This is a genomic window from Lederbergia ruris (assembly GCF_018332955.1).
GTDB classification, from domain to species: Bacteria; Bacillota; Bacilli; order Bacillales; family Bacillaceae_C; genus Lederbergia; species Lederbergia ruris.
The window spans coordinates 31,631-46,064 of record NZ_BORB01000008.1 but is presented as its reverse complement, the minus strand read 5'-3'; the positions used below and the strand labels follow the sequence as shown (position 1 = coordinate 46,064).

The 14,434-nt window shown below is 38.5% G+C and carries 3 protein-coding genes; 1 reads left to right on the top strand and 2 read right to left on the bottom strand.

Annotation, left to right across the window (positions count from 1 at the left end; translation table 11 throughout):
• Positions 1 to 66 precede the first annotated feature (66 nt).
• The gene (locus tag KI363_RS06180) at positions 67 to 1,365 is read right to left on the bottom strand and encodes a carbohydrate ABC transporter substrate-binding protein (RefSeq protein ID WP_246516783.1); all 1,299 of its coding nucleotides are present in this window, start codon (positions 1,363 to 1,365) and stop codon (positions 67 to 69) included.
• A gap of 389 nt (positions 1,366 to 1,754) precedes the next feature.
• Between KI363_RS06180 and KI363_RS06175 the strand changes: the two genes are divergently transcribed.
• The gene (locus KI363_RS06175; protein ID WP_212965837.1) at positions 1,755 to 4,808 is read left to right on the top strand and encodes a hybrid sensor histidine kinase/response regulator; all 3,054 of its coding nucleotides are present in this window, start codon (positions 1,755 to 1,757) and stop codon (positions 4,806 to 4,808) included.
• Between the two features lie 180 nt (positions 4,809 to 4,988).
• Here KI363_RS06175 and KI363_RS06170 read toward each other — a convergent pair whose 3' ends face one another.
• Positions 4,989 to 14,387 carry a Cna B-type domain-containing protein gene (locus tag KI363_RS06170; protein WP_212965836.1) on the bottom strand — a complete coding sequence of 3,133 codons (9,399 nt, stop codon included), beginning with the start codon at positions 14,385 to 14,387 and terminating at the stop codon, positions 4,989 to 4,991.
• Between the last annotated feature and the right edge of the window lie 47 nt (positions 14,388 to 14,434).

Here is a 14,434-nt window from a genome sequence, read left to right as displayed (position 1 = left end):
AAAGAGAGTTAATTCATTGCCGGTCTTAATTTATCACTTGCTTCTTCAACACTTTTCTGCCATTTTTCAACAGACAATTTTCCACTTATTAACACTGTCATTTTGATGATATAGCGTGTCTCCCATGTTCACGCCTGCCACAGGCTTCGTTGAAGCAAATGTTCCCATTGCTGGTAATGCACCATTGTCATAGACACTATAGAATACTTTGTCATCATCACTTAACTTATCTGTAATACCATTGATTGGTTGGATTGCACCCGCCTCTTGGAAGATGGCAGCAGCCCGATCTGAATACATAAATGCAATGAATTCCTTCGCAACTTCCTTATTTTTTGCAGACTTTGGAATCCAGATTTGTTCAAAAAACGTAAAAGCATAACGATCCCCGTCCTTTTCAAATGCCGGTACAGGCATCATCGCCCATTTAAATCCGTCAGCCCTTGGAGCCTCAGCCATTTCATCAACAATCCAAGTTCCGTTGGGCATAAATAATGCTTTATTATCTAGAACCAATTGTTGGTTCTTTGTGAAATCATTTGGATTACCATTGGCAACTGTATTTGGATGTGTGTACTCTGCCAGCTTACCAACTGTTTCAAATACTTTTGTTGCTTCTGGTGATTCCCAAATTCCATCTTCATATGTCATAGCTTTATTAAACAAATATGGACCACCTGCCGCGTAGAGCATGGAGCCAAATAGTGTATCAAAATAACCAGCTATTGGATAAGTAAATAAAGAGATTCCCTCTCCCTTTGCCTTTTCACCTAATTCAAACATTTCATCCCATGTTTCTGGGACATCCCAACCCTTTTCTTCAAACAAACCGGCATTATAGAATAAACCTGTTGGGCTATAGAACATCGGAGCAAGAAATGTCTTTCCATCTGCATAAGGGTTAGTCGCTAGAGTATCCGTGAAACCAGGTAGTAATTTATCTTTTACGACAACATCTTCACCTAGTACTTTCATATCTAAAACATCCGTCAACTCTTCCAAGCCATCTTCTTTAATCAAAGTTTCTGTTAGTGCTTCTTTACGACTTGTAGCAAGGTGAAAGACATCTGGATATTCTCCTGCTTGCATATTCGGACGTACAACTTCCTCAATATTCTTTTCAACAGTTAATTCAACAGAGACATTTTTATGTTCTTCTTCAAAAGCCTTTGCAATCTTTGTCCACATTTCGGAACCATAGGCAGATTCTAGCGCAGCTAAATGCAAGGTCGTTTTTTCATTAGAACTAGAATTAGTTCCTTCTTTTTCTGGGGTGCTTGCTTCATTATTTTCCCCTGAACATGCGGCCAAGCCTAGTAAAAAGGCTGTAGAGATGATGGCCAAAAACCGTTTACTTTTTCTCATTGACGATCCCCTCTTTCTTAATAACTTTACATATAGCGTACATTTCAATAAGCGCTTTCACAATAATCTTCTTGTTCAACTTTTTAGGAATATTGCTTTATTAGACTTTTCCACAAAACCTTAGTAAAGAATGTTAAAAATGTTCAGTAAAAGGGACGCCCGAATTTTTCATTAATTAACTTCTCTGTTGCTCATGTATCAGCGAATTTCTCTTTCGTAGAAAACAAAGGGCGTGAGCGAGATCATAAACCCTTTCCTTCCTTTAATCTTATTATTTCTCAAGAATATAAATCTTTCCATACAATTCACCTAAAGAACTATTACATTTTACACAAAATGCAGTATGATAGATATAAGTGCATAAAAATACCTATAAGGATGTTAATTTGATGACAAAACGACTCTCAAGCAAAAAAATCTTTTTGGTTGTGACGCTCTTTACGATTCTTTTAACTAGCTTTCGGATCGGATGGATTTCTTATTATAAAATTCCCGAACATCCCCATGCCAATAAAGGGGTGCTTGACCTAAGTGCTTGGCATTTTGATGATCGAACAACCATCCCACTTGATGGAGAGTGGGAATTTTATCCCTCTTCTTTCAATTTACAAGACGAAGAGAAAAACCGACACTATGCACAAGTTCCTAGCAATTGGCAAGGAGATTTGAACCCTAATGATCCGAAACAGGCATTAGGATATGGCACTTATAAATTGAAGGTTATTTTACCCGAAACCCCCACCTCCCTGTATGGCATTCGACTTACAGAAGTGACGACAGCAGCAAATGTGTTACTCGACGGAAATTTGATCGCTGAATCGGGTCAAGCTGTAGAAAAGTCCAAGCAGAAAGGACCCAAACAAAGGCCAATGCCTGTTTTCTTTCAGCCTGACAACCATGAAATTGAACTTACAATCCAAGTCTCCAATCATGAGGCGCCTCTTGAGGGAGGAATTACAAAATCCATTAAAATCGGGACAGAAAAAGCCATTACAAAAGAAAGCCAGCAATCCAAGACTTTACAAATGGTGATCTTTGTCATCTATCTCTTTCATGGAATGTATGCGTTTGGCTTGCTATGGATCGGAAAAGGCAGATATCGGAAAGAGCTTTTTTATTATGGCCTCATGCTTGCTTTAGCCGCTTTTACCAATTTGATTGACGATGACATGATTGTAGCCTTGCCTATTAGCTATGAATGGTATCATCGGCTACTCTCGTTCACTTTCATTAGTACTTTATTCGCTCTTTTACAATTTATTAAGGCTTATTTTAAAGCGGAGACGCTATCTTTTCGGATCTTTGTTATCTTTTATTCTATTCTGTCGATCGCTTATTTCATTGTCCCGTACCAGTATTATTACCATCTAGCCTTCGGAATGATGCTACTGTATTTCAGTGGATTTTATTTTTTATTCTCACAAACAATCCCTGCTGTGCGAAAAGGGCATTCTGGAGCCATATTTATTTTATTGTTTATCACCAGTTATACACTTAATATGCTCTGGGGAACGGCTGGTAATGCCAATTTAACCAACATTCCCTATTATCCATTCGATTTCATTATGTCGATTTTGATGATTGCGTTTCTATTATTAAACAAGCATATGCAAATCGTTCAGCAAAACGAAGAGCAAAAGGAGCAATTGCAAAAAGCAGATAAGAAGAAAAACGAATTTCTAGCGAATACTTCTCATGAATTACGTAATCCGCTTCAAGGGATGATCAGCATTGCCCAAACTCTCTTAAACGGTCATAAAGAGGTATTATCTAAAAAGAATAAGAATGATTTACATTTACTAGTACGAATCGGTCAGCAAATGAATTTTGTCTTAAATGATCTGCTTGATATCACAAAGCTGCAAGAAAAATATATTCAGTTAAATCGAGGAAAGCTAGATCTTCGGACTATCGTGTTTGGAGTACATGATATGCTTCGATATATGGAAAAAGAAAAAAGTGTGCAGTTTTCTGTTTCCATCCCTTCTTCTTTTCCAATGGTTTATGCCGATGAAAATCGTCTCATTCAAATTGTTTACAATCTCCTTCATAATGCCCTGAAATATACATATGATGGATCGATCACTATTTCCGCCGAACAAGAAAATGGGATGGCGAAGGTTTTTATCAAGGACACAGGAATTGGGATGGATGAAAATATGCTTAAGAAAGTTTTTCTTCCTTATGAACAGGAAGATGCAAGTATTACTTCGATTGGTTCGGGAATTGGCTTAGGTTTAGCGATTTGTAAACAGTTAGTGGAGTTACATGGGGGCGAAATTTCAGTTGAATCCAAACCTGGTGAAGGTTCTACCTTTTCATTTACACTCCCGTTGGTACATGAACGTGATGCTGAAAATGAGGTAGCAGCTTCAGAAGAAATTTTAAATGTTTCATCTCCGCATCTATCTACGACAAATGCTATCCTAACGGCCCAAAATATTGAGACTTCTCACGTTCAACGCGCAAAAATCTTAATTGTCGATGATGATCCCGTTAATCGCCAAGTGTTAAGTAGAATTTTAATGGAGGAAAATGACATTATAACCGCGGCTAGTGGAAAGGAAGCCATGGACTATATCCGGAAAAAGGATTGGGATTTAGTGATTTCCGATGTGATGATGCCCAACATGTCGGGTTATCAATTGACTGCTAAAATTCGCCAGCAATTCACACTTTCAGAGTTGCCAATTCTATTGTTAACCGCTCGTAATCAATTGGAGGACATTTATACTGGGTTTCAATCTGGAGCCAATGATTATGTATCGAAACCGGTCGATGCTTTAGAATTACAAACTCGTGTAAAGGCCTTAACTGATTTAAGACAGGCAGTAAAAGAACAACTTGCCATGGAAGCGGCCTGGCTACAAGCACAAATTAAACCGCATTTTCTGTTCAATACATTGAATTTGATTGCCTCGCTCAGTGAAATCGACCCGGGGCGTATGAGTCAATTACTAGAGGAGTTTGGTCATTATTTACGTAGGAGTTTTGATTCCCAAAACATCCAAACATTGGTAGCCATAGACCACGAGTTAGAACTCGTTCGCTCTTATTTATATATAGAGAAGGTACGATTCGGAGAGAGATTGCAAGTAAAATGGGAGATACCAGAATCACTTCATACTGAAGTTCCGCCATTATCCATCCAAACGATTGTGGAAAATGCGGTCAACCACGGCATTCTCAAAAGACAGGAAGGTGGATATATCTGCATTCGTATTTTAGACAATGACACCCATTATGACATTTCGATTACCGATAATGGAGTTGGCATGGAGGAAAGGCACATTCAGCAAATTATGAATGAATCCTCACACCAATTAAGTCAAGTAGGTATCCGCAATACAAACAAACGCTTGAAGCAACTCTTTGGAACTGGGTTGATCATTGAAAGTCAAACTGGTCGTGGTACGACCGTACGTTTTAAAATTCCGAAATAAGGCAAACGCAGGCACGCAAAAATTATAACCGCACCATATCGATGGACTCGCACACACTGCTTCTAGCTACTTACCGATGACATCAGTGCCAGTCAACAAGCTCACTAAGCTCCGGGTACCCTAAGAAAAAAGCTTTCACAAACCACTTAAGTTTGTGAAAGCTTTTATTTTTGTTACCCTTTATTCCGTTCTGCGACGATAGATGAGATACGACACTAAACCGATTATGACTAGGCTGATTCCAAGTAAAATCATGTTGTAATAATTGGTTGCTGTGTTTGGTAATCCTTGCTTATGATTTGAATCTTTTTTATTCGCAGTGTTTGTTGGATATTTTGGAGTTTCGGTTGGGACCTGCTCTCCTTTAGGCTTCCCATTGTCCACTGGACCCTTCCCTGGCTCCTTGGGATCTTCTGGGTCCTCAGGCTTTGGTACAGGTGCTTTTTTATTGACCGCTTTTACCTTCGTACTCTCCTTTTGCCCCTTTTCAATCGTGAAGACAATAGGTGTCTTATCTAATTCATACCCCACAGGAGCCTTCACTTCAACAAATTGATAATCCCCTGGCTTTAAGTCAGAAACAACGATTTTTCCTGTTTTATCTGTCGTCAGATCGGTTTGTAAAACTTCTCCAGCCTGATTCTGCAGTTCAAAAGTTGCACCTGCTAAAACCTCATCTTTTTCGTTATATTTTGTCAGTTCAACCGTACCATAGATTAATTTATTGGTAATATTGAAGCCGTCGATGTTCTGCTCATAACCTTCAACAGCTTCTTCATCCACTGTGTAGGTGATTTCTTCACCTGCTTTATATTTTGGCAAGTCTGTGAAGCTGTACTTCCAGTCATCTTTTTCTGTTACTTCTACTGAATGTATTTCCTCACCATTTGCAAGAAGATTTACAGTAATTTTCTCTGGACGAACACCGTCTTGGTTATTTGCATCATCCCAAGTTTTCTTACCGGCTACTTCCGTTACTTCTGGCGTGTGCGTGTTTGTCATCATGATATTGCCATGGTTTTCATCGTTTACGGTTGTTTTATATCCTGGAACTTCAGTAATTTCAGCTACAGAATATACAATTGTTTTTCCTGTTGCTTTTGTATCCAATTCATCCCATGTATAGGTCCAATTGTTTTCTTCTGACAGCTTAACTGGATCACCCACTGATTCACCATTAGCTGTTAACTGTACCTCAATACTTGCTGGACGGATGCCATCTTGGTTATTCGCGTCATCCCAATGTTTTGTGACTGTAACACTTGTTTTTCCTGGTGTGTGATGGTTTGTTATGTCATAACCTTTCACTTCTGTTGTGTAATCTTCTACAGTATTTTCCGTAACTGTATACACAATCTCTTCACCAGCATCATACTTCGACAAGTCTGTGAAGCTGTACTTCCAATCATCTTTTTCTGTTACTTCTACTGAATGTATTTTCTCACCATTTGCAAGAAGATTTACAGTAATTTTCTCTGGACGAACACCGTCTTGGTTATTTGCATCGTCCCATGTTTTCTTACCGGCTACTTCCGTTACTTCTGGCGTGTGCGTGTTTGTCATCATGATATTGCCATGGTTTTCATCGTTTATGGTTGTTTTATATCCTGGAACTTCAGTAGTTTCAGCTACAGAATATACAATGGTTTTTCCAGATGCTTTTGCATCCAATTCATCCCATGTATAGGTCCAATTGTTTTCTTCTGACAACTTAACAGGATCACCTACTGATTCACCATTAGCTGTTAACTGTACCTCAATACTTGCTGGACGGATGCCATCTTGGTTATTCGCGTCATCCCAATGTTTTGTGACTGTAACACTTGTTTTTCCTGGTGTGTGATGGTTTGTTATGTCATAACCTTTCACTTCTGTTGTGTAATCTTCTACAGTATTTTCCGTAACAGTATACACAATCTCTTCACCAGCATCATACTTCGACAAGTCTGTGAAGCTGTACTTCCAGTCATCTTTTTCTGTTACTTCTACTGAATGTATTTTCTCACCATTTGCAAGAAGATTTACAGTAATTTTCTCTGGACGAACACCGTCTTGGTTATTTGCATCGTCCCATGTTTTCTCACCAGCTACTTCCGTAACCTCTGGGTTGTGTGTATTTGTTATGTTGTAGCCTTCAATAGTCGTTTCATAACCTTCCACAGCTTCTTCTGAAATAGTGTACACTATTTCTTCCCCTGCGCTATATTTAGGGAGATCTGTGAAGTTATAGCTCCAATCAGTTGCAGCAGTTACTTTTTCTGATCTGATTTTTTCACCATCTGCGAGAAGATTTACGGTAATCGATTCTGGTCGAATTCCGTCTTGGTTATTAGCATCTGCCCAAGTTTTAGAAACATTAATACTGATTTGTTCTGGTGTATAGCTGTTAGTAATATCCAGACCATTAATCTTAGTAGAGTAACCTTCTACGTTATCCTCCTGAATGGTGTAATTTATTTCTTTTCCATTCTCGAATTTTGGTAAATCTGTAAAGGCATAGTTCCAATCCGTTTCCTCAGAAACTTCAACGGCTTCTACTTCGTCATCATTCGCTAATAGATGAACAGTAATGGATTCTGGACGCTTGCCATCTTGATTATCGGCATCATCCCAAATCTTCGTTCCTTCTAAATCAATGAGCTCGGGCTCATGGTTATTTGTAATCACATAACCATCGTCAGCATTTCCGGTTGTTTCTGTTTCATAACCATCAACGGCTACCTCTTCCACCGTATAATCGATTAATTCACCGTTTTTAAATTTATCTAGCTCGGTAAAGTCTGCTTGCCAATTGTTGGATTTATCCAATTCGATGGAGTCTATTTCTTCGCCATTAGCAAGTAAGTTTACCGTAATGGAATCTGGACGAATACCATCTTGGTTATCAGCATCTGCCCATTTCTTGGTAACGTTGATACTGGTTTGCTCTGGTGTGTGATGGTTGCTTAAAATAATATTTCCATGATCCGCATCATTGATAGAGACCTCATAACCTTTTGGTACAGATACTTCTTTTACCGTATAATTAATTTCTTCTCCACCGTTTTGGTATGCGTCCAATTCTGACCATGTATGCATCCAGTCATTTTTTGCGGACAAAGTAACCGGATCTCCAATCTTATCTTCTCCTGCATACAATTGAACTTTAACCTGTTCAGGACGAATGCCATCTTGATTATCGTTATCGTTCCAGCCTTTCGAAACGGTAACCGATGTTTGTTCTGGTGTGTATGCATTAGTGATTGTTACGTTGCCTTTATCACTTGCTTCCAGTTCTGTGGAATACGCTGGAACATTATCTTCTGTTATACGATAACGAATTTCTTCTCCGTTACGATTTTTTGGCAAATCTTTAAACGTATGTGCCCAATCGTTTTTCTCATTTAGTTCAGCTGTGTCAACAATCTCAGATAAATCATTGAGTACATTGACTGTTACACTATCTGGACGGACACCATCTTGATCATCTGCATCGTCCCATACTTTTGTAACAGGAATTTCTACTGTATCTGGTGTGCGGTTGTTCGTAATCAAGACGTTTCCATTAGCTTCTAGTACAGTTGGTTCCTCATAACCATCTGGGATAACTGTTTCTTTTACTGTATACTCTATTGGCTCGCCATCATGGTAAACATCCAGTTCTGTCCATGAATGGGTCCAATCATTTTCTGCTGATAAACGAACAGGTTTTTTGACAGGTTCTCCATCAGCGAATAATTGAACTGTTACGTGGTCCGGGCGAACACCATCTTGGTTATTACCATCGTTCCAAGCTTTATGAACTGACATAGATGTTTGTTCTGGTGTGTAACTGTTCGTGATGACAAATCTATCTGCTTGTTTGGTAGTTTTTGATGAATAATCTGCAATGGCATCTTCTACAACACGATATTCGATTTTATTTCCGTCACGATATTTGGGAACATTCTCGAATACATGAGACCAGTTACCATCTTTGCCTGCTGTTATTTCTTTTGTCGCAACAACTTGATTCAAATCATTGATTAAACGAACGGTAATACTCTTCGGTCGTTTGCCATCTTGATTATTCGCATCATCCCATTCTTTTTCAACTGGAATATCAATCAATTCAGGCTTATGACTGTTGGTAATCGTAATTGCTCCATGATTTTCATTATTTATTTCCGACTTATATCCTGCTGGAACTTTCACTTCCTCAACAGAATATTTAATGCCTTTTCCACCATCACGATTTGTATCTAGTCCAGTCCATGTATAGGACCAATCATCTGCTGCTGTAACGAGTACCTCATCCCCTAACGGCTCTCCATCTGCGAGCAATTGAACGCGAATGCTGTCAGGACGTAAACCATCTTGATTATTTTCATCATCCCAGAACTTATTAACTGTGACAGATGTTTGTTCTGGAGTATGTTTATTCTTTACAGTGAATGTCCCATCACCATTGTTTGAAATAACAGTAGAATAATCTTCTACCGTATTCTCTGCTACGCTGTACTTAATTTCGTTTCCATCACGGTATTTTGGTAAATTCTCAAAGACATGCGACCAATTATCTGCAGCGCTTATTTCTGCAGTTGCCATAACTTGTGAACGATCATCATAAAGGTTGATGGTAATGCTGTCCGGGCGTGCTCCGTCTTGATTATCGGCGTCATCCCAAACTTTATTCACCGTAATATCGGTAACTTCCGGTGTGTAGCTGTTGGTGATGGTATAACCATCTTCGGCATTTCCATTAATTTTTCTATCGTATCCTGTTGGAACGTTTGGTTCTTCAACCTTATAGGTAATCTTCTTTCCAGCTTGATATTCATTTAGATTAGTAAAGGTAGCTTGCCAATTATTTAATGCATTCAAGATTATCGATTGCCCAGTTGGTTCATCATCTGCTAAAAGACTTACAATAATGGAGTCTGAACGTTTACCATCCTGGTTATTTCCATCTTTCCATACTTTTTCAACAGGTATATCTATAGTGCTTGGTGTATAGCTGTTTGTGATGACAAATCCATCTGCGGCGTCTCCAGTAATATTACTATCATATTGATCTGGGACGTTCACTTCTTTAACGGTGTAAGTAATCTTATCTCCGCTATTATCAAATTCTGGCAGATTAGTAAATTCACCGTGCCATGCATTTTTACTATCTAGGATTATATTGTCTACTTCTGTTTCCCTATCATTTGCAAATAATGCAACTTCAATAGATTCAGGGCGATTACCATCCTGGTTATTCGTATCCTCCCACACTTTTTCCACGGGAACTTCAGTCTTTGGGGATACAAATTTATTTGTAATCGTTAATCCATCTTTTGAAATAGATTTCTTAAAGTTCCTAGGAACTTTTACTTCATCAACTGTATATTGATATACTTTGCCGTCGATGTCGGTTTTATCTAAGTTTGACCAAGTATACTCTGTTTCGCCAGCTTTCAAGGTCACAGGATCGCCGAGAGCTTTACCATTTCTGAATAATTGAAGTTCGATGGATTCTGGTCTTTGGTTTTCTCCACCTTGCCACACTTTCGTTCCTGTTACATCGATTTTTTCTTTGGTATTTTTAAAAGTTTTCGTTACAACATTCTCTTCGTTGTTGTTATATGCTTTATTAACATCAATTTCTATTTCTTCTTCAGAAAGAACATATCCTGTTGGTGCTTTTTCCTCTACCAGATAATACGTTCTAAGTGGTAAATTTCCAATCTCAAGGACACCATCTACTGTAGTAAATGCTTCTTCCTGTGTATATTGAACTCTTTTACCATTTAAATCGTACCATAACGTAAAGGTAGTTTCGTTTGTGATTGTTTCTCCAGTCTCTGAATCTACTTTCTTTACACTCAAAGCGCCTCTTTTCGGGGCCCATTCGCCTCCTGCATCAGAGAACTGCCTAGCATTTAATTTACTTGACTCTTTAACTTGCTGATCAATAGCATTTCCATCTAACGATATTCTGTTGCCAATTTGACCTTTTTTTGCCGTTACAACAGTTGTATATTTTAAAACTAAGGTGTCTCGTAAATCTTCCTCCATATTGATTGTTAAAACATTCTCACCATCGTCTGTTGTGCTGACATTAAGTGTATAGTCCGTTCCTTCTACTAAAGCATTATCTAATTCCTGTGCTTTATAGACTTCAAGACTACCTGATAAATATACATGTCCAGCACTGATTTTATCCGTAATCACAGCGTTTTTAATGATAGATAAACTTTCGTTGACTGTTGCTTCCCATTTAACCACATCGCCTGTGAATACACGATCACCATCTAGACCGATTGCTCCTTTTTCTAAGAAGTTATCGTACTGACCATAGTTAAGGGTAGCATTATAAGGATAGTCCACACCTCCAGCTGTAACTGTTGCATTGTTGGTATAGCTTTGTGCTGAAATGTCTGGTACGGATGTGGTAAATTCAACTACATATCTCTCCGTTACTTCGAAACCTTCAGCAAAAGTTAAAGTGAATTTGTTACCTTCACCAGTTACTGTATAATTATCAGAATCTAGTACAGTATCTTTTATAGTCGTCTCACCATTAGTATCTACATCATAAACAGATACTTTAATACTATCCTCATCGATATTTCCAGCATAGGCTAACGTATCTGTTATGCTAACTCCTTTTCCAAGGTTTTGTTCTTGATAATTTGTGTATAGTTGCCAAGCAATTTTTCTTTCACCACCACTTACCCAGCCGTTTCCTTGGTTACCTTCACTATCAACATGTATAAATTGACCTTCTTTTTTACCGCTATTCCAAGAATCGTCTCTTACCCTTGTATCAGCGTTGCGAGTTTCGTCAATTGGATTACCATTTACCGTTTCTCCCTCAAAATGCGCACGATTACGATATACTTTATCTTGCTCTCCATCACGCACATGCGGATCTAATGTATGGCCATCTACTTCATACTGTGGATCATAAGAGGTTGTATAATCAACAACTAATTGGCCACCGTCTAATGGCAATGCATTATCTAAAAGGGTAATGATAAACCCTTTGTGATAGCCTGTTTCACCATCTTCGGTTCTAGATGCAAGAGTGTAATCTGTACCTTCTACAAGCTTTTTTCCAGCATGATTTACTTTTACCGAATCCGGTAATAAAATCATCCCTTTATTCGGGAAGGTATCTTCTATTACTAATGAGTCAATTGCTTCTCTTCTTGGATTCACATTCAATTGCCAACTCATCGTTTTAGCATTATAGTCTATTCCTTTAAAACTCTTACCATATGTGTTCCCTTCTGGTTTGATTTCTGCATTACTATTTTCCCCGTCTTCACCAATTCCCTCACCTGTCATACCAACACTATTATTAAAATTATTTTTAGTGAAATCGGTAATCTTAGTTGTATACTTTACTTTAAGCTTGTGTGTGCCTACATCTCCTAAGTTAATAACAACTGCTGTTCCACCTTCAGCATCAGGATCAAGGCTGATTTCTTTAGGAGTATAATCATTTCCTTCTTCATCCGTGATTTTAATATCACTTTCAGAAATTGCTAACCCTTCCGGAATTAAATCTGTCAGCACTACATTTCCAATTGGATGTCCTGCTTCATTGATGTGAATCGTCCAGCTGACCGTTTTGTTGTCATAATCTACATTAGATACCCCTTCTTTACGAAGGACGGGATCTCTAACGATATTTACCGTTGCATCGTCACTATTTAATTCATTTTCACCATCTTTTAGGGTTGCTTCATTTTGAAATCCATTTTCCTTTTGATAATCACTATTGTTGACTTTTGACCAATCAACATCTGTTTTAAATTTAATACGATAGGCGTCATCTTGCCCTAATGCTCCCAAGTTAATTGGGAATCCTGTAAACGAATCGCTATGAGCCTCTCCTTCTACCCAGTTACCTCCATTTTGTGTAATTTTAACTACTTGGATACTATCTGGGTCTACAGTTAAACCATCAGGCAAGCTATCTTCTATTATAGCCTCACTAATTAAACTCCCATTTTTATTCACATCAACTTGCCATTGAATAACATCGCTGTCTCCAATTTGCCAACCATTCTTTTCAACTGGATTACTTCTTGTCAATCCACCAACGGTAGCCTTGGCTGGTAAACTTGTGTCACCATATTCAAATGTTGCTTCATTGGTAAAGGATTCCGCAGCGTAATTTGCAATGGTCGTCGTATATTGAATACGATAGCCATTGAAGGGAGCGATTGTACCTAATTCAATTGGGAATTTAGATGGATTTAGATTTGATGTTACATCAGCACCTTTTCTTATATCTCCATCATAGCCAACGTTTAGCTCATGGATAACAAAATTCCTAGCTTCACCTAATCCATTAGGAGTGTTATCTTCTAAAGTTGCAGCAGTGATCTCTTCATCATTGGTATTGATTACATCAATCGTCCATGTAATTTCTCTTGCATCATGCTTCGTATCGGGATGTCCTTCTTTTTCAATACCGCTATGTTCTATATTTGGCCGTGCAATGACGGTGATGTTATTTTCGTGACCATCATTGAATGGAATTTCTTGTTCAATATTTTCTTTAAACTTTTCCAAATTAAATTCTAAACCGAGATTCACATATCCGTTATGGACATCATCATTTTCGATATTTTCATTGAATACGAATCTTAGGACGCCACTTTCAATATTGTAGGTTCCTACCACCATTCCCTCAACGATGATATCTTCTTTGGGTGTTGTGACCATTTTAAAGGCGGCGGAAAGTTGGATTTCTGCTGTATCACCAGCTTTTGCATTAAGTCCCTTCGTATCCCAAGTAAACCCAAGCTGAGCAACAGTTCCTTCCTTTATTACAATAATGTCACCATCTTCAATTGGTTCACCATCAATTTTCAAACTTTCAAAAGTAAAGATATTCCCTAACTCAACCTGTGGTTGAACATCAGTTGCAGCAGAAGTTGCAGTGTCTTCCTTTTCCGTTCCTTCGTTCTCTACTGCTTCTTTTGCCTCTTCTTCAGTGGTTACTTCCGATTCTTCATCAGTATCCACTGCTCCTGTTTCTTCCTCTTTTTCCGTTTCTGTTTTTGCAGTTTCTTCGTTATCAATAGCTTTTTCTTCTTGCTGCTCATCAGCACTATCTGATTCCGTCACTTCTTCTGACGATTCATCCTTTGCTTCTGCTTCTTTATCGGGCGTTTCATTCTGTGTTGCTTGATCTGTTTCACCTTCCGAAACTTCTTGCTCTACGTGCTCGGCTTGTATCACAAAATTGCCCTTGGCTTCTGGATGTTCCTTTGCATTTTCGTTAAAGCTAGCTGAAATGAGGCCATCTGCTGACGCTTTATATTCTCCTATTTCTGTTTCTTTATCTAATAATTTTCCTGATTGTTCTTGTTGTATGTTTATTTCCTCGGGGATTGGAAGAACAAATTGGTTTTCAATTTCCAGGTCTATCCCTTTAAGATCCCAATCCACACGAACATCGACAGCGGAGGATTCTTCATTTGGCTCTGCGATGTTCACACCAGAAAACACGTTATCTGTATGCTCTTTTGCTTGAACTGGTGCTGCAAGCAGGAGACCATTCGATAACGTCTGCAAAATCGATAACGTGATAAATAGCAGACTTACTCTTTTTCTCACTTACTCTACCCCTTCCCTTATGATCAATAGCATACATGTGCATGCTA